At 63.5% G+C, this 16,222-nt stretch carries 19 protein-coding genes and 2 riboswitches; of the genes, 12 read left to right on the forward strand and 7 right to left on the reverse strand.

The features are described from left to right. The first annotated feature begins 74 nt into the window (after nucleotides 1-74). Nucleotides 75-719 carry an NUDIX hydrolase gene (locus R4P70_RS13145; RefSeq protein ID WP_029254778.1) on the forward strand — a complete coding sequence of 215 codons (645 nt, stop codon included), beginning with the start codon at nucleotides 75-77 and terminating at the stop codon, nucleotides 717-719. 78 nt (nucleotides 720-797) lie between these two features. On the opposite strand, the gene R4P70_RS13150 is transcribed toward R4P70_RS13145, so the two are convergent. Further along, nucleotides 798-929 carry a hypothetical protein gene (locus tag R4P70_RS13150; RefSeq protein ID WP_003944354.1) on the reverse strand — a complete coding sequence of 44 codons (132 nt, stop codon included), beginning with the start codon at nucleotides 927-929 and terminating at the stop codon, nucleotides 798-800. Between the two features lie 248 nt (nucleotides 930-1,177). Further along, complete coding sequence (gene thiE / locus R4P70_RS13155) at nucleotides 1,178-1,873, reverse strand: thiamine phosphate synthase (protein WP_030536005.1); 696 nt, start codon at nucleotides 1,871-1,873, stop codon at nucleotides 1,178-1,180. Between the two features lie 26 nt (nucleotides 1,874-1,899). Beyond that, nucleotides 1,900-2,046: riboswitch (TPP riboswitch) on the forward strand. Here thiE and thiO point away from each other — a divergent pair. From thiO to R4P70_RS13190, 7 genes are all read left to right on the forward strand, one after another. Continuing rightward, complete coding sequence (gene thiO / locus R4P70_RS13160; protein WP_080910214.1) at nucleotides 2,046-3,125, forward strand: glycine oxidase ThiO; 1,080 nt, start codon at nucleotides 2,046-2,048, stop codon at nucleotides 3,123-3,125. Its footprint overlaps the riboswitch before it by 1 nt. Beyond that, the gene (gene thiS / locus R4P70_RS13165; protein ID WP_003944402.1) at nucleotides 3,122-3,337 is read left to right on the forward strand and encodes a sulfur carrier protein ThiS; all 216 of its coding nucleotides are present in this window, start codon (nucleotides 3,122-3,124) and stop codon (nucleotides 3,335-3,337) included. The genes thiO and thiS overlap by 4 nt, the downstream gene beginning before the upstream one ends. Beyond that, on the forward strand, nucleotides 3,330-4,082 hold the full coding sequence (locus R4P70_RS13170; RefSeq protein ID WP_020968851.1) for a thiazole synthase: 753 nt from the start codon (nucleotides 3,330-3,332) through the stop codon (nucleotides 4,080-4,082). Before thiS ends, R4P70_RS13170 begins: the two co-directional genes overlap by 8 nt. A gap of 129 nt (nucleotides 4,083-4,211) precedes the next feature. Further along, nucleotides 4,212-5,216, forward strand: coding sequence for an ABC transporter ATP-binding protein (locus R4P70_RS13175; protein ID WP_097387693.1), 1,005 nt, complete (start codon nucleotides 4,212-4,214; stop codon nucleotides 5,214-5,216). Beyond that, the gene (locus R4P70_RS13180; protein WP_019744508.1) at nucleotides 5,216-5,986 is read left to right on the forward strand and encodes an ABC transporter permease; all 771 of its coding nucleotides are present in this window, start codon (nucleotides 5,216-5,218) and stop codon (nucleotides 5,984-5,986) included. Before R4P70_RS13175 ends, R4P70_RS13180 begins: the two co-directional genes overlap by 1 nt. A 132-nt stretch (nucleotides 5,987-6,118) precedes the next feature. Continuing rightward, entirely contained in the window at nucleotides 6,119-7,573 is a 1,455-nt protein-coding gene (locus tag R4P70_RS13185) for a M20/M25/M40 family metallo-hydrolase (RefSeq protein WP_317830908.1), read from the forward strand. A 97-nt stretch (nucleotides 7,574-7,670) separates the two neighbouring features. Then, nucleotides 7,671-8,522 (forward strand): adenylate/guanylate cyclase domain-containing protein, encoded by an 852-nt coding sequence (locus tag R4P70_RS13190; protein ID WP_019744506.1) that lies wholly within the window; start codon nucleotides 7,671-7,673, stop codon nucleotides 8,520-8,522. A gap of 4 nt (nucleotides 8,523-8,526) precedes the next feature. Here R4P70_RS13190 and thiD read toward each other — a convergent pair whose 3' ends face one another. After that, nucleotides 8,527-9,369, reverse strand: coding sequence for a bifunctional hydroxymethylpyrimidine kinase/phosphomethylpyrimidine kinase (gene thiD / locus R4P70_RS13195; protein WP_003945044.1), 843 nt, complete (start codon nucleotides 9,367-9,369; stop codon nucleotides 8,527-8,529). Then, entirely contained in the window at nucleotides 9,366-10,997 is a 1,632-nt protein-coding gene (gene thiC, locus R4P70_RS13200) for a phosphomethylpyrimidine synthase ThiC (protein WP_092765609.1), read from the reverse strand. The genes thiD and thiC overlap by 4 nt, the downstream gene beginning before the upstream one ends. Next, a riboswitch (TPP riboswitch) is annotated at nucleotides 10,988-11,096 on the reverse strand. It overlaps the preceding gene by 10 nt. 149 nt (nucleotides 11,097-11,245) lie before the next feature. Here thiC and R4P70_RS13205 point away from each other — a divergent pair. Further along, on the forward strand, nucleotides 11,246-11,677 hold the full coding sequence (locus R4P70_RS13205; protein WP_223257849.1) for a GNAT family N-acetyltransferase: 432 nt from the start codon (nucleotides 11,246-11,248) through the stop codon (nucleotides 11,675-11,677). Nucleotides 11,678-11,721: 44 nt separating this feature from the next. Here the strand turns inward: R4P70_RS13205 and R4P70_RS13210 are convergent, their stop codons facing one another. Genes R4P70_RS13210 through R4P70_RS13220 form a run of 3 tightly spaced genes read right to left on the reverse strand, consistent with a single transcriptional unit; the run spans nucleotide 11,722 to nucleotide 14,090 of the window. Beyond that, nucleotides 11,722-12,522, reverse strand: coding sequence for an exodeoxyribonuclease III (locus R4P70_RS13210; RefSeq protein WP_020906690.1), 801 nt, complete (start codon nucleotides 12,520-12,522; stop codon nucleotides 11,722-11,724). Nucleotides 12,523-12,538: 16 nt separating this feature from the next. Next, nucleotides 12,539-13,450, reverse strand: coding sequence for a GNAT family N-acetyltransferase (locus R4P70_RS13215; protein ID WP_081328989.1), 912 nt, complete (start codon nucleotides 13,448-13,450; stop codon nucleotides 12,539-12,541). 40 nt (nucleotides 13,451-13,490) lie between these two features. Further along, on the reverse strand, nucleotides 13,491-14,090 hold the full coding sequence (locus R4P70_RS13220) for a peptide deformylase (protein ID WP_019744501.1): 600 nt from the start codon (nucleotides 14,088-14,090) through the stop codon (nucleotides 13,491-13,493). Between the two features lie 244 nt (nucleotides 14,091-14,334). Between R4P70_RS13220 and R4P70_RS13225 the strand changes: the two genes are divergently transcribed. The 3 genes from R4P70_RS13225 (at nucleotide 14,335) to sodC (ending at nucleotide 16,132) form a co-directional block, all read left to right on the forward strand. Beyond that, complete coding sequence (locus R4P70_RS13225) at nucleotides 14,335-14,685, forward strand: DUF3263 domain-containing protein (protein ID WP_007730120.1); 351 nt, start codon at nucleotides 14,335-14,337, stop codon at nucleotides 14,683-14,685. Nucleotides 14,686-14,738: 53 nt separating this feature from the next. Further along, on the forward strand, nucleotides 14,739-15,335 hold the full coding sequence (locus R4P70_RS13230; protein ID WP_142006090.1) for a LytR C-terminal domain-containing protein: 597 nt from the start codon (nucleotides 14,739-14,741) through the stop codon (nucleotides 15,333-15,335). A 95-nt stretch (nucleotides 15,336-15,430) separates the two neighbouring features. Beyond that, nucleotides 15,431-16,132 (forward strand): superoxide dismutase[Cu-Zn], encoded by a 702-nt coding sequence (gene sodC / locus R4P70_RS13235; protein WP_317830910.1) that lies wholly within the window; start codon nucleotides 15,431-15,433, stop codon nucleotides 16,130-16,132. Nucleotides 16,133-16,222 lie beyond the last annotated feature (90 nt).

Genomic DNA, 16,222 nt, shown 5'->3' on the forward strand with positions numbered 1-16,222 from the left:
CATCACCTACACCTGGAGCAGTTTGAAACGGTTAGTGTGGGACAACGGCGAGAGCAGGCGGAGCGAGGTAGTCGATGCGTGGTGACGGTGACGGTTGGTCGATCGGACCGGACGGTACTCGGCATTGGGGTAAACACGGAGCCGCTGGACTGCTTCTGCGCGCCCCCGATTCGGACGGATCGCCCCTGGTCTTGCTGCAGCATCGTGCGGCGTGGAGCCATCAAGGTGGTACCTGGGCATTGCCCGGTGGAGCACGGGACTCACACGAAAGCACGACGCACGCCGCTGTCCGGGAGGCACACGAAGAAGCCGGAATCGCCGAAGACGCCGTTCGCGTCCGCGGTGAGGTAGTGACGATGCACGCGGAGAGCGGGTGGACCTACACCACCGTCGTGGCTGATGCGGCACATCCACTGTCGACGGTTGCCAACGGTGAGAGCACCGAGTTGCGGTGGGTGCGTGAAGCCGACGTCGATTCGCTGCCATTGCATCCGGGATTCGGTTCCTCGTGGCCCGAGCTCCGGACTGCGCCTGTACCAGCCGAGACCGAAGACCTACAGGCCGGCGACCCACACACCGTCGTACTCGAAGACGGTGGCTTCGGATGGTTGTCGGTCAGCTCGCACCAAGGCAGTTCCCACCAAGGCAGTTCCCACCAAGGCAGTGAGCAGTCAGGCAGTGACCAGAACCTGTCCGAGGCGTCGAGTACGCAGTCTTAACAAGGCATATACACAGAAGGGCCGGACTCCTCAGGAGTCCGGCCCTTCTGTGTTTCGGTCTCCCGACCGAAACGAGGCTCAGCTGAGCGAGTTCAGCGCCGTGATGAAGCTGACCGCGGTGATACCGAGCTTGAGCAGCTCGCTGATCTTGCCGAGGTTCAGGTCTTCGAGCGATTCGGTGCTGAGCGAGCCGGTGTCGAGGGATCCCATTTAGTGCTCCTAGGTTCAGTTAGTAACTGGAGGTAAACTACAACAAACCGAATGGGATGTGACACGCAATCGAAACAACTGTGATCAAGATCACGTAATCCGACTTTTCGGACATCCAATCGCACCTAGGAACTGGGGGTTTGTTGTCTGATCGGACAACTTCCGTTCATGTTTCGAGTCAGGCGTGCTGACCCGTAACTGTGCAGAAATCGCCCGGCAAACAGTTGACGGTCGCCAGTTACCGGTTTTCAGCGTCCAGCGACGGCGGCGGCGAGGCGCTGCGCAGCCGCCTGGGGATCCGACGCCTGCGTGATTGCACGCACGACGACGATGCGCGTGGCACCGGCATCGAGCAGCTCCGGCAGGCGATCCTCGTCGATGCCGCCGATCGCGAACCAGGGGCGCGGCGGTGCGGCGTCGGCGGTCGATCGAACCAGTTCCAGACCGGACGCACTTCGATTCGGTTTGGTCGGTGTCGCCCAGACCGGCCCGGTGCAGAAGTAGTCGACACCCTCTTCGATTGCGGCCAGACTTGCTTGCGCGCGACTACTCGTCGAACGCCCGATGACGACGTCTTCACCGACAACGGTTCGCGCGTAGGGGACGGGAATGTCGTTCTGGCCAAGGTGGAGGATGTCGGCACCGGAAGCCATCGCGAGATCCGCGCGATCGTTCACGGCCAACAATGCGCCGTGGCGTCGCGCTGCGGCCGCGAGAATGCCCAGCGCTACCAATTCGTCCTTGGCCTCGAGCGGGCCGAACTCGCGCTCACCGGCAGAGCCCTTGTCGCGCAATTGGATGATGTCGACTCCGCCGGACAATGCTGCCTCGGCGAACTGCGCGAGGTCGCCTTTCTCGCGGCGCGCGTCGGTGCACAGGTACAGCCGTGCTGCTGCCAGGCGCTCGCGCCGGTCGATGACGTTACTGGGATGTGTGGGGTGCACGGAGCAAACGGTAGCCTCTAGGGAGCAAGGTTCGACACGGGAGTCCTGAAACGTCGTTGTCACTTTTTGTCGTGACTGCGAGGTTCGTGGGGCTGAGAGGGGATCGCGACCAGATCCCGACCGTCAGACCTGACCCGGATCATGCCGGCGCAGGAAGTGGAGGTGGAGTTTCGTGAGTACACACGCTCGTACGGTGTCGGTTGTCGGCGGCGGTGTCATCGGTCTCGCCATTGCGTGGCGAGCAGCCCGCGACGGGTGGTCCGTTCGGTTGTACGACCCGTCCATTGGATCAGGTGCTTCGTGGGTGGCGGGCGGAATGCTCGCCCCGCTTTCCGAAGGCTGGCCGGGTGAAGAGACAGCGTTGACGGTTGGTGCAGCGTCCCTGGAACGGTGGCCGACGTTCGGTGAGGAGCTCGGAAAGTTCGGGCCATCGGTCTTCACCGCGGACAGTTCGCTGACGGTTGCACTCGATGCGGCCGACGCGCAGGACCTGCAGACCATCGCCGAGTGGGTGACCGCGCAGGGCCATGAACTCGAAGTTCTCGGTCGCGCCCGCATCCGCGAACTCGAACCGATGCTCGGCCGGGGCATCCGGTCGGGACTGATGGCTGTCGGTGAGTCCGCCGTCGACAACAGACTTCTGCTGGAGGCGTTGCAGAAGGCCTGTGCGGAATCCGGCGTCGAATTGATCGCGCGTGCCGTCAACGACCTCGCCGAACTCGACACCGATCAGATCGTGCTCACCGCCGGTATCGCGTCACCCAAGCTGTGGCCCGGGTTACCGGTACGCCCGGTCAAGGGCGAAATCCTTCGCCTGCGGAGTAGGCCTGGAGTCACCCCGGCGCCCAGCCGCACCATCCGCGGAAGCGTCCACGGGCGGCCCGCCTACCTCGTCCCGCGCGGTGACGGAATCGTCGTCGGCGCAACACAATACGAGTCCGGTGAGGACACACAGGTCACGATGGCCGGAGTACGGGACCTGATCAACGACGCCGAGGCGCTGATGCCGGCGATCGGCGAATACGAACTGTACGAATGCGCGGCAGGCCTGCGTCCCATGACGCCGGACAACCTGCCCTTGATCGGGCGCGTGTCCGATCGTGTTGTCGTCTCCACCGGACACGGACGCAACGGTGTCCTGCTGACGCCCGTCACCGCCGATGCGACGGTCGCGTTGCTGAACGGCACATCTTTGGTCGAGGTAAAAGGAACCGAACCCGAGCGGTTCGCAGTAGTTAAGGAAAATTCATGAGTGAGCAGGTCCCGATCGGGATCACCGTCAACGGCGAAGATCTCGAGTTCGATCGAGCAGTCACGGTGACCGAGCTACTGACGCACCTCGAGTTGCCGAGCAAGGGTATCGCCGTCGCCGTCGACGGTGCGCTCTTTCCTCGCGGGCGTTGGGACGAATCCGTCGGACGTGGTTGGGAAATCGAGATCCTCACGGCGGTGCAGGGTGGCTGAGCAGGACCTTCTCACTATCGCTGGCCGCACCTTCGGTTCCCGGCTCATCACCGGAACAGGCGGCGCCGCCAACCTTGCGGTGCTCGAGGAAGCGCTCGTCGCCTCCGGCACCGAACTGACCACCGTCGCGATGCGGCGAGTCGACGCGGCCGGCGGCACCGGCGTTCTGGACCTGCTTCGTCGCCTCGGAATCGAACCGTTGCCGAACACCGCCGGGTGTCGGGGCGCCGCCGAAGCGGTCCTGACGGCGCAGTTGGCACGCGAAGCGCTCGAGACGAACTGGGTCAAACTCGAAGTCATCGCCGACGAGCGGACACTGCTGCCCGACGCAATCGAACTCGTCTCCGCCGCAGAACAATTGGTGGACGACGGATTCACCGTTCTGCCGTACACGACGGACGATCCGGTGCTGGCGCTTCGCCTCGAAGAGGTTGGTTGCGCCGCGGTCATGCCGCTCGGTTCGCCCATCGGCACCGGGCTTGGTATCGCGAATCCGCACAACATCGAGATGATCGTCGAGCGCGCCGGCGTACCCGTCATCCTCGACGCCGGGATCGGAACGGCCAGCGACGCCACCCTTGCCATGGAGTTGGGCTGCGACGCCGTCCTACTTGCGACAGCGGTGACGCGGGCCAAGAATCCCGCGCTGATGGCGTCGGCGATGCGTCACGCTGTCGTGGCAGGTTTCGAGGCGCGGCACGCCGGCCGGATCCCCAAGCGATTCTGGGCTCAAGCGTCGTCCTGAGGGACGAGATCCGGGTGATTTCTCGGGGTTCTGCCCGAATTGCCCGGACTCATGTCCTACCTGAGTACCACTCGGAACTAGACCTGTGGCCGATGTGCTGGTCATTGCCGGTAGGGCAGAGTTCTCCTCATGATTGAACTGAGGGGATTGACCAAGGTTTACGGACCGACGAAAGCGGTGGACGATTTGTCGTTCACGGTCAAGCCGGGCATCGTGACGGGCTTTCTGGGCCCCAACGGTGCGGGTAAGTCGACAACGATGCGGATGATCCTGGGTTTGGATCAGCCGACGTCGGGTGCGGCGTTGATCGAGGGCAAGCCGTACCGGGAGTTGAAGACGCCGTTGCGGACGGTGGGCGCGTTGTTGGATGCGAAGTGGGTGCATCCCAATCGCAGTGCGCGGGCGCATCTGCAGTGGATGGCTGCTTCGAACGGGATCCCGAAGTCCCGCGTGGACGAGGTGCTCGGGTTGGTCGGGTTGTCCGAGGTGGCGGGCAAGAAGGCCGGCGGGTTCTCGCTCGGTATGTCGCAGCGTCTCGGGTTGGCGGGTGCGTTGTTGGGTGATCCGAAGGTGTTGTTGTTCGACGAGCCGGTCAACGGTCTCGATCCGGAGGGCATCGTCTGGATTCGTAAGTTCATGCAGCGGTTGGCGGCCGAGGGCCGCACGGTGCTGGTGTCGAGTCACCTTCTCTCGGAGATGGCATTGACGGCGGAGCAGTTGGTGGTGATCGGTCGGGGACGGTTGATTTCGGATTCGACGGTCGCGGAGTTCGTGGATCGCTCGTCGGAGTCGACGGTGCGGGTGCGTAGTCCTCAGCTCGATGCGTTGCGCAGTGTGTTGCTCTCGCAGGGGTTGACGGTGCGTGAGGACGGTTCCGGTGTTGCGCCGGCGTTGGTGGTCGTGGATTCGACCACTGACGTGATCGGCGGTCTGGCTGGTTCGCAGGGAATCGTGTTGTACGAGTTGGCGTCCCAGCAGGGTTCGCTCGAGGATGCGTTCATGAAGTTGACCGGAGACGATGTCCAGTACCACGCATCCGGTATCGATCCGGGTGCTGGTGCACACCATGCAAGTACACAGCAGGCAAACACACAGCAGGCAAACACACAGCAGGCTATGGGAGGTGCACTGTAATGGCTGTTCTCAGTGCTGAACGTATCAAGATCACCACGACCAAGTCGCCGCTCTGGTGCTCGGTCATCATCGTCGTGCTCGCTCTCGGCTTCGCTGCCATCATGGGCGCGGTTGCCAAGTCGGCTTTGACGTCCTCCGATGTCCAGGGAGCACCGGACCTCGACACCGCCGTTGCCACGGCCGGCATCTCGGGTTTCGGAATCATGGTTCTCATGATCATGGCGGCCCTCGCGGTCACCAGTGAGTACCGCTTCGGGACCATCCGCACCACGTTCCAGGCAGTTCCGAACCGTGCCTCGGTTCTCATCGCCAAAGCCGGCCTCATCGGTGCCTTCGGCGCGGTGCTGACGTTTGTCCTCGCTTTCGGGTCCTATGCGGTGGCCAAAGCCATGGCCGGTACCGAGGCCAGCACGGGCCTGACCCTGTCGACCGGCGATGACTGGCGTGCGATTTACGGCATCCCGGTGTACGCCTTCCTCTGCGTGATTCTTGCTGTCGGCGTCGGATCGATCATCCGCCAGTCGGCGGGCGCTATTGCGTTGCTCCTGCTCTGGCCGCTGCTCATCGAGAGCCTGTTCGGACTGTTCGGCAGTGTCGGCGAGAAGATCACCCCGTTCCTGCCGTTCGCGAATGCAAACCACTTCCTCAGCCCTGGCGGCGGAAGCCTTGATTTCCACTGGGGACCCTGGGGCAGCCTGATCTACTTCGCGGCCTTCGTTCTGGTGATTTTCGGAGCAAGTATTGTCATCGTGAATCGTCGCGACGCCTGATCTTGTCGCTCCCTCGGTAGGTGTTGTCGGGAGACCTACCGAGAACGCGGAGTGACAGCAGAGTAGGGACCCAGTACGAAAAACCATTCGTACTGGGTCCCTTTCCTGTGCTCCGGCCGATATCCTCCGAAGATGAGACTCTTCGGTGTGGTTGTGGTCGCAATGGCTGGAGCACTCGTGGTCAGTGGATGCTCGTCGTCAGGAAGTGAAGCAGCCGTCCCGGCAGATCCGGTGGCATTCGCCGAGACCGTCACGGTCGACGCCGTGACCGGGCATCTGGAGCAACTCGAGAAGATCGCCGGTAACAACGACGGCAATCGATCGGCCGGAACCCCCGGCTACGACGCCAGTGTCGACTACGTGGCAAACCTGCTCGAAGACAAGGGCTTCGACGTCAGTACCCCGGAATTCGACTTCAGCTCCTTCGATCCCGGCACCGAATCCCTGAAAGCTACTGACGGCTCCGATGTTCCGGTGCGGGCGTTGACATATTCCCCCTCCACGGGACCGACCGGAATCACGGCACGCCTGGTGGTGATTCCCGCCGACGAGACACCAGGTTGCGAGGCCACCGACTACGACGGCCGTGACGTGAATGGTGCAATCGTGCTGGTCACCCGCGGAGTGTGCCCGTTCGGCGACAAGCAGAAGATCGCCGCTGACCGCGGCGCGGCAGCGTTGTTGGTTGCCAACAACGAGGACGCGATGCTGGGCGGGGCAACCTTGGGTGAACCCGAAGACGCCCGCATCCCGACCGGCGGGGTGAGCAAGGCGTCGGGCGAGGCTCTTGCCGTAGCGCCCGGAGACCTCACGCTGATTCTCGACACGTCGACGGAAACGACGAAGTCGCGCAACGTGATTGCACAGACCAAGACCGGCGCGACCGACAACGTGGTTGTCGTGGGCGCCCACCTGGACAGTGTGCCGGAAGGTCCCGGAATCAACGACAACGGAAGCGGCACCGCAGCCGTGCTGGAAACCGCGCTGCAGATGGGAAGCTCACCGAGCATCGAGAATGCCGTGCGTTTCGCTTTCTGGGGAGCGGAAGAAGTGGGATTGGTCGGCTCCACCCGTTACGTGGAAGGTCTGAGCGATCAGGAACGGGCCGACATCGCCCTGTATCTGAATTTCGACATGCTCGGTTCGCCCAATGCCGGATACCTGGCTTACGACGGTGACAACTCGGATGCCGTCGGGGAGGGGCCAGGGCCCGAGGGGTCGGCGGGCATCGAGCGCACCTTCGTCGATTTTCTCGCCGGGCGAGGGATTGCGGCGGACGGAACTGACTTCGACGGGCGTTCCGACTACGGCCCGTTCATCGAGATCGGAATCCCGGCGGGCGGAGTGTTCAGCGGCGCGGACGAACGCAAGACGCCGGCTCAGGCCGAGAAGTGGGGCGGCGAAGCGGAGGAGACCTTCGACCCGAACTACCACAGTGCCCAGGACAACCTCGCGAACATCGATCGCGAAGCGCTCGCTGCCAACGCTTCTGCAGTAGCCTTCGGAGTTGCGACGTATGCCCAGGATTTGAGCGGGCCGAACGGCGTTCCCGTCGGCGATGCCCGGACACAGGCCAGAACCGAATGATCGACTGACCGAATGATCGACTGTGCGAGCGACCAGGAGGCCACTGTGCGAGAACGGCGGCAGCACACTGTCTGTAACTCTGAGTTACGCTTGAGTTATGGCTGATCTGTCCCCGGAGGGCACCGACACGACAGGTGCTCCTTCCTCCTCGGTTCGAGGCGTCGTCGACGTCGTCTTGAACTCTGCGGCAGAACTGAACCGTCGGCAGCAGCTCATCGACGCGCTACGACGGCTGAGGCGGGCACTACCCGGTGATCCCGGGTTCGGAGACCCGCTCTCGCTGGCAGGTCCTGGCGGTGCTCGTGCCGTGGCCCGCGTCGCCGACAGATTGCTCGATCAGAAGCCGGCAGCCACTCGCGAAGTGAGCCTCGGAGCACTGCAGGTGTGGCAGGCGGCGCTGGAAAAGATGGGCCGCGGCCGCGGTGATCAAGAACTGACCATCGTCTTCACCGATCTGGTTGGCTTCTCCACCTGGTCACTCGAAGCCGGTGACGGCGCCACGCTGACGCTCCTGCGTGCCGTGGCGCAGGCCGTGGAAACCCCGATCACCGACAACGGCGGACACGTCGTCAAACGGATGGGCGACGGTCTGATGGCCGTGTTCATTCGCCCGGATGCGGCTTTGAAGGCGGTGTTCACCGCGCAGGACGCACTCGCGGAAGTCGACCTCGACGGATACACCCCACGAATGCGCGTCGGCCTCCACACGGGTACCCCGCGCCAGATCGGCGACGACTGGCTCGGCGTCGACGTGACCATCGCCGCCCGGATGATGGGCTTGGGCGGCGACGGCAACGTCATGATGTCGGCGACAACTCTCGAGGAACTCGAAGCCGGCACCCTGGAGGATCTCGATCTCACGATCCGTCCGTGGCGGCGAGGGTTCTTCGCGACCACGCCCAACGGAGTTCCCGTCGACCTGGGAATCTGGCGCGTACGCCGGAACTAGCGCACTAGACCTGGAGCCGCCAAAGCGGGGACACCGGACCATGTCCCGCGCCGAGGTCGTACGACGCCTCGAGACACTTGGTCACCCACTCTTTGCCGAACGCCACCGCGTCCGGAACGGAATAGCCATGTGCGAGAGCGCAAGTGATCGCAGCGGCCAGCGTGTCTCCGCCGCCGTGATCGTTGCCGGTGTCGATCCGGGCACTGCTGAATTCGAGGAAACGGTCTCCGTCGAACAACAGATCGGTGGACAACTCCGAAGTACGAAGGTGGCCGCCCTTGACGATGGACCATTGAGCGCCGAGCGCATGCAACGCTTCTGCCGCTTGGCGGGCGCTCTTGTCGTCGACGACCTCGATGCCGGTGATCAACCGAACCTCGTCGAGGTTCGGAGTGACCACCGTGGCAGCCGGGATCAAGGTGTTGCGGACCGCGTCGAGAGCTTCTTCGTGCAACAGCGGATCGCCGTGCATCGACGCGCACACGGGGTCGACCACCAGCGGAATCGGTCGGTCGCGGCCGATCCCCACCTCGGCGGCAACTGCGGCTACCGCTTCTATGATCGTCGTCGAGGCCAGCATTCCCGTCTTCGCTGCGCCGACGCCGATGTCCGAGACCACGACGCGCACCTGGTCGGCGACGATCTCCGGCGGGATCTCGTGGAATCCGCTGACGCCCACCGAATTCTGGACCGTCACAGCGGCGACGGCCACACAGGCGTGTACTCCGCACATCGCCATCGTGCGGGAATCGGCTTGAATGCCGGCTCCGCCGCCGGAGTCGGTTCCGGCGATGGTCAATGCCCGAATCGGGGTCTGTCCGGCGGGGGTCAGGGGCAGCAGCTTCACGACGACGAGCCTACCGACCGGACCTGGGGAAACGGCAGCTCGGTCCGGATGGACTCGGTTTCCGGGATTTCCGCTTCCAGGATTTCCGCGTACTGACGTACGTCCGCCGAGATCCGCATCGAGCAGAACTTCGGCCCGCACATCGAGCAGAAATGTGCGGTCTTGGCGGGCTCGGCCGGTAGTGTCTCGTCGTGGAACTCCCTGGCGGTGTCCGGGTCGAGTGACAAAGCGAACTGGTCCAACCAGCGAAATTCGAAGCGCGCCTTGGACAGTGCGTCGTCGCGGGCCTGTGCATTCGGGTGCCCTTTTGCCAGGTCTGCTGCATGGGCAGCGATCTTGTAGGTGATCACACCGGTTTTCACGTCGTCTCGGTTGGGCAGGCCGAGGTGTTCCTTGGGTGTGACGTAACAGAGCATCGCCGTTCCCGCCCGTGCGATCATCGCCGCACCGATGGCGGAGGTGATGTGGTCGTACGCCGGCGCGATATCGGTAGCGAGCGGTCCGAGGGTGTAGAACGGTGCCTCGTCGCAGAGCTCCTCTTCCAGGCGGACGTTTTCCTCGATCTTGTCCATGGGAACGTGTCCGGGGCCCTCGATCATGACCTGGACTCCTGCGGATTTCGCAATCTGCGTGAGTTCTCCCAGAGTGCGAAGCTCCGCGAATTGGGCGGCGTCGTTGGCGTCGGCGATCGATCCCGGTCGAAGCCCGTCACCGAGGGAGAACGTGACGTCGTATCGGCGCAAGATCTCGCACAGTTCGTCGAAGTGGGTGTAGAGGAACGATTCCTGCCTGTGGTGCATGCACCACGCGGCCATGATCGCGCCGCCGCGCGAGACGATTCCCGTGACGCGACCAGCAGTCAGAGCGATGTAACCGATTCGTACACCGGCATGCACGGTCATGTAGTCGACGCCCTGCTCGCACTGCTCGATTACCGTGTCGCGGTAGATTTTCCATGTCAGAGCGGTGGGATCTCCGTTGACTTTCTCGAGTGCCTGGTAGATCGGTACCGTGCCGACCGGTACGGGTGAGTTGCGCAGAATCCATTCACGGGTCAGGTGGATGTCCTTGCCGGTGGACAGGTCCATGATGGTGTCGGCGCCCCAGCGGATCGCCCACACCATCTTTTCGACTTCCTCTGCAACAGAGGAGGTTACGGCCGAGTTCCCGATATTCGCGTTGATCTTGACGGCGAACTTCTTGCCGATGATCATCGGCTCCAGCTCGCCGTGGCGATGGTTCGCGGGAATTACCGCCCGCCCGCGAGCCACCTCGGAACGCACCAGTTCGGCTGAAACGCCCTCGCGTGCAGCGCAATAGCGCATCTCCGGGGTGATCACACCGTCTCGGGCGCATTCCAATTGCGTCCGATCGCTTTCCGGGCGTTCCCAGGTGTCCCTGGTCGTCGGGAGCCCTGCATCGAGGTCGATGTCGGCGTCCGTGTCGGTGTAAGGACCTGACGTGTCGTACAGGTCCAGATGCTCACCATTGGTGAGAGTGACGCGTCGAAGTGGGATCCGGAGAGAATCCGATTCGACGTAGTGCTTGCTACTGCCCTCGATCGGGCCGGTTGTCACAGCGGTGTGGACAGTCGCGTGAACAGCCGTACGGACAGACTTCTCCTGCATGGTGCGCTCCCTACGCCGGCATTATCCGGTCAGGTTCATCCGGTCGACGGCCCTAGCCGTCCTCTCAGCCCGCTGGTGCGAGCCCCCGTGGTGGTTGTATGAAATTTGTGCTCGCTGTCACAGCGGCACCGGGCGACTCTATCTCAACCCCGAAAAAGCGTTTCACTGCGATTGCGGTGGAGTCGTTCGCGGTGCAAAAATTGGTCGAACCCGGGACAGCGTCGTCGGTAGCTGATTCTATGAGTGGCATGGATCACAGTTATGGAGAGCGTGCGAACGCAGCAGTCGCAGATCGCGCAGTTGCAGATCGTGCCGTGGAGGTCGCCGCAATGAACGACATCGAAAACTCGAGAACCGGAACCTCACCGGAAGTCACGCTCGTGGACAATCCGTCGCACGAACGATTCGAACTGCTCTCCGACGACGAGTTGGTCGGCATCCTCGGATACCGCGACGAGGACGAGATTTCGGGGAGCGGAGCCGAAGCGGGCGACGTGGTTGCGTACATGCATACCGTCGTCAAGGAGGAGTACGGCGGGCAGGGACTGGCAGCCGTACTCGTGCAGTTCGCGATGGACTGCGCCCGTGAACGTGAATGGTCGGTGCGGCCTGTGTGCACCTATGTTCAGCGGTACCTCGGCGAGCATCCCGAGTATCTGGAACTGCTCGTCGAGGACTAGCCGCCGGAGGTTGCAAACAGACGATCAGGCTCCGAGCTTTACGATCACCCGAGCTTTACGATCACTGGAGCGTGATCGCTGGCGCCCTTGCCTTTTCGCTCGTTTCGATCGATCTCGGCCGCCTCGACGCGCGCTGCGAATGCCGGAGAGCCGAGGATGAAGTCGATTCGCATGCCCTGCTTCTTCGGGAAGCGAAGCTGCGTGTAGTCCCAGTACGTGTACACACCGGGACCGGGGGTGTACGGGCGAACGACGTCCGCGAACCCGGACTCGGTGAAGGCGGTGAACGCAGCTCGTTCCGGCTCCGACGTGTGGGTCTTGCCCTCGAAGAAAGCGGGATCCCACACGTCGTCGTCCGTAGGAGCGACGTTCCAGTCACCGACCAGGGCGATCTGCGCGTCGGGATCCTGCTTGAGCCAGCCCTCCGCGTCGTCGCGCAGCTTGGCCAGCCAATCCAGCTTGTAGGCGTAATGCGGGTCTTCCAGCTCACGGCCGTTGGGGACGTACAGGCTCCACACCCGCACACCGCCGCAGGTGGCACCGATCGCACGTGCCTCGCGGACCGGGTCTGCCTCGGGATCCTTGTCGAACCCGGGCTGATCCTCGAAGCCGATCTGCACGTCGTCCAGGCCGACGCGCGAAGCGATGGCGACACCGTTCCACTGGCTTAACCCGACGTGGGCGACCTCGTAGCCGATTTCCTTGAAGCGTTCGTACGGAAACTGCTCGTCCTTGCACTTGGTTTCCTGCATTGCCAGGACGTCGACGTCGGATCGACCGAGCCAGTCGATGATCCTGTCGGTACGGGCACGGACGGAGTTGACGTTCCAAGTAGCGATGCGCACGAGGGCAAGCCTAGCGTCAGCCGCCGACAGGATCGGTGGCGTATCGGTAGCGGTGGTGTTCGACGAATCCGAGCCGCTCGTAGAGCGCGATCGCCGCGGAGTTCTCCGCCGAAACCTGGAGGTACGCGTGCGTCGCACCGTTCTGACGACCCCAGGAGAGTAGATCTCCGCAGATCAGCGACCCGATTCCGTGACGACGGTGTTCAGGGGCGACGTGAATGCCGGTCAGTCCTACCCAGCGCTTGCCATCGGGCGCCTCGGTGAGCGCAGCGCGCCCGATGGCAAGCGTCGTGTCGGTGTTTCCGATCGCGCCGAAAGTTGCACTGCCCACGACAGCCGTGAGGACCGCCTCGACGTACGCCGGATCTCCGTGGGCGTCGTACGTCGACAGCCAGTTGTGGTCGGGGCGGTCGGCGAACGAGGTGACCGGAGGACCGAGCGGCAGCGTGACACTGCCCAGATCGGCGGCCATCACGATGGTTTCCTTCTCGCTGGTCCACCCGTCCGGAGCGGTGCCGAGTCGATCGGGGAGGAGAAGCAGGGTCGGCAGGCCGCGGTCACCGAACCACTGGCGTATCCGTTCGATGGTGCTCGCGTCGAAGCCGGCAACCGTCCCCGCACCACCGAGCGGCAAAGCTGAATTGGCGCGGCCGGTGAAACCGTGACCGGCGCGCAGCAACCAACCGTCGATCCACGCCTGCTCGACCCCCGGCCACGCCGCCGCAGCAGCCGTTTCGAGGTTTCGAATCTCGCCGATGCGAATCGGACGGGCCGAGAGAGTCTTGAGTGCAATCACCTGATCGGCGGAGACCTGGACCAGCCGACCGTCGCCGCTGCGGACGGCGATGGGATCGGCGCCCTCGAGGATGCCGATGACGTCGGTCATGGGATGCGAATAGCCGGGTGGGAGCTTGTATCGCAAAACCACCCGGCTACCGATCGAAATGTTGCCGTTCAGAGCGGAATTCTCAGTCTTCGTAATCGTCGTCGTCGTGACCGAACGGATCGTCGACGGTGCCCGGCGTCCAGGTCAGACCGGGCTTGCCCCAACCGGAACGCTTGATGATCTTCTTGGCGGCGCGCGCGTTGCGGCCGATCAGCACGTCCGTGTAGAGGAAACCGTCGAGATGCCCGGTCTCGTGCTGGAGCATCCGTGCGAAGAATCCGGTGCCCTCGACCTCGATCGGGTTGCCGTCGGCGTCGGTGCCGGTGACCTTCGCCCAATCGGCGCGGCCCGTCGGGAACTGCTCGCCGGGAACGGAAAGGCAACCCTCGAAGTCTTCTTCCGGGTCGGGCATCGTCTGGGGGATTTCGGACGTCTCGAGTACCGGGTTCACGACGACGCCGCGACGACGCTCGCTGCTGCGGTCGTCACCGGGGCAGTCGTAGACGAAGACTCGGAGTGAAACGCCGACCTGATTGGCCGCCAGACCGACGCCGTTGGCGGCGTCCATCGTCTCGTACATGTCTGCGATCAGTTCGGCGATCTCGGCCGGGGACTGAGTGACCGGCTCTGTCGCCTTGTGCAGTACCGGGTCGCCGACGATTCGGATGGGGAGGATAGCCATGCGGACAAGGATAGTGCGGCGCGCCCGCGTAGTTATCACGGCCCGCACACTCGATCATGGTTCAATGGTTGCTGAAGAACAGCGATGTAATTCGTTGCTCGGTCGGAACGTGGGCCGCGGGGGAAATTGTGAGTTACCTTCGGGCCAGGGGACCGGGAAACTCACGGCCGCGAGAATATCGGTCGGAAAAGAACACCGGGCATACGAGTCTCGCTGACGCCGAGCACAGCAGTCGAGGAGTGACATGGACGGCGCAACCGCGCGTAGTCGGAACCAGTCCGAAGGCACTGGCGCCGACGATTCGGTAGTAGATACAGCAGGCATGCACGAGGTGGGCGAAGACGGCCTCACCCGCCGGGAGCACGACATCCTCTCCTTCGAGCGCCAGTGGTGGAAGTACGCCGGTGCGAAGGAAGAAGCCATCAAGGAGTTGTTCGACATGTCGGCAACCCGCTACTACCAGGTTCTCAATGCCTTGGTCGATCGCCCCGAATCCTTGGCGGCTGATCCCATGCTGGTCAAGCGCCTGCGTCGTCTGCGTGCCAGCCGTCAGAAGGCCAGGGCCGCCCGTCGCCTCGGCTTCGAGGTCACCTGAATCACGCGTACATATGATCGGGCTGTCCACGCACTGGCGATAAGGTCGACATCGTGAGTACCCCGAAAGAGCAGCCGTCCGGACCTCCGCTTCGCGCAATCGCCATGGTGTTGATCGCGTTGGCGATCGTGTTCATCGGTCTCGGAGCAGCCTCACTGGGTGGATCGAGCGACGGTGGATCGGGCGACGAGAACACCGCAGCACAGCAGGCCGAATCCTCGGCGTCTGCCACGACGAGCGCCCCCGCGTCGGCACCTGCCACTTCCAAGCCGGCAGCGACGACGCAACCCGCTTCGGGCGATACCACCACTACGTCGCGTCCCTCGGGAACTGCGACGACCACGACTTCCAGCTCCGCGAGCGGCGTCGACACGTCGAATATCAGCGTTCGAGTTCTCAACAACAGCACCGTCTCGGGTCTGGCAGCAGGCACTGCCGAGGAATTGACGGCTGCAGGTTGGAACGTCGAGGAGACGGGTAACTACAGCGAGGGCACCGTCAGTACGACGACGGTGTACTACGGATCGTCCGCGGCGGAGAAGGCAGCGGCGCAGAAGATCGCAGCTGAACTCGGAGTCACCGCAGAACCTCGATTCGCCGGCATCGCGAACGCGTCACCTGGCGTGATCGTGATCGTGACCTCCAACTGACCGGTCGTGAAGGTGGAACTGACCCGTCGGTTCCAGCTACTACACGCGCCGTTATGATCAGAAGCACTTTCTCGCCACCTCAAAGGAGCGGTTCGATGGCCCCCAGCAGCACCCGGCGTATATCCTGGCGCGTCGTTGCCCCTGTAGTCGCGATTGCCGCTTTCGGCTTGACCGCTTGCAGTAACAGCGAAGAGCCCAGCAGCGTCCCCGGCACGACTCCTCCGGTGTGGACCGGTGCAGCCGATCCCAGCGCGCACGAAAGCGCGGGCGGCCACGGTTCCGAGACGGCTCACGCCGGCGCTTCTGCCGAAACGGTCACCGCAACACTGAACGGCACCGACGGCGCCAAGGTCGGAACGGTCACGTTCGCGCAGGAAGGTAGCGACGTCAAGGTCACCCTCGACGCCAAGGGCCTGACCCCCGGCTTCCACGGATTCCACGTTCACCAGGTCGCCAAGTGCGAGACCAATTCCGTAGCCCCCAGCGGCGGAGAGCCGGGTAACTTCCTCTCGGCAGGCGGACACTTCCAGGCCGAGGGTCACACGGGCCACCCGGCGAGCGGTGACCTCACTTCGGTTCAGGTCCTCGAAGACGGCACCGCCACGCTGGTCACCACTACCGACGCGTTCACCGTCGACGAACTGGTCGCAAACGGTGGAACATCCGTCATGATCCACGCCGGTGCGGACAACTTCGGCAACATCCCGACGCGTTACGCGCCGGCACCGGATCAGCAGACCCTCGACACCGGTGACGCCGGCGGACGCGTCGCTTGCGGTGTCATCACCAAGAGCTGACAAACTCACCTGAGTTTTGCATCACTTCCGGCGACTACCACGCAGTAGCCAGCACGGTGTTTTTACCGACACTGTGATTGGATTCTCTGC

The sequence above is a fragment of the Rhodococcus sp. IEGM 1241 genome (assembly GCF_033142365.1).
Classification (GTDB): domain Bacteria; phylum Actinomycetota; class Actinomycetes; order Mycobacteriales; family Mycobacteriaceae; genus Rhodococcus_F; species Rhodococcus_F erythropolis.

Coding starts and splice junctions, on each gene's coding strand:
- R4P70_RS13180 (WP_019744508.1), top strand. CDS start 5,216: ATGGCTGTTCTCAGTGCTGAACGTATCAAGATCACCACGACCAAGTCG.
- sodC (WP_317830910.1), top strand. CDS start 15,431: ATGGCCCCCAGCAGCACCCGGCGTATATCCTGGCGCGTCGTTGCCCCT.
- R4P70_RS13150 (WP_003944354.1), bottom strand. CDS start 929: ATGGGATCCCTCGACACCGGCTCGCTCAGCACCGAATCGCTCGAAGAC.
- thiC (WP_092765609.1), bottom strand. CDS start 10,997: ATGCAGGAGAAGTCTGTCCGTACGGCTGTTCACGCGACTGTCCACACC.
- R4P70_RS13220 (WP_019744501.1), bottom strand. CDS start 14,090: ATGGCTATCCTCCCCATCCGAATCGTCGGCGACCCGGTACTGCACAAG.
- R4P70_RS13205 (WP_223257849.1), top strand. CDS start 11,246: ATGGATCACAGTTATGGAGAGCGTGCGAACGCAGCAGTCGCAGATCGC.
- R4P70_RS13185 (WP_317830908.1), top strand. CDS start 6,119: ATGAGACTCTTCGGTGTGGTTGTGGTCGCAATGGCTGGAGCACTCGTG.
- thiS (WP_003944402.1), top strand. CDS start 3,122: ATGAGTGAGCAGGTCCCGATCGGGATCACCGTCAACGGCGAAGATCTC.
- R4P70_RS13175 (WP_097387693.1), top strand. CDS start 4,212: ATGATTGAACTGAGGGGATTGACCAAGGTTTACGGACCGACGAAAGCG.
- R4P70_RS13145 (WP_029254778.1), top strand. CDS start 75: ATGCGTGGTGACGGTGACGGTTGGTCGATCGGACCGGACGGTACTCGG.
- R4P70_RS13225 (WP_007730120.1), top strand. CDS start 14,335: ATGGACGGCGCAACCGCGCGTAGTCGGAACCAGTCCGAAGGCACTGGC.
- R4P70_RS13190 (WP_019744506.1), top strand. CDS start 7,671: ATGGCTGATCTGTCCCCGGAGGGCACCGACACGACAGGTGCTCCTTCC.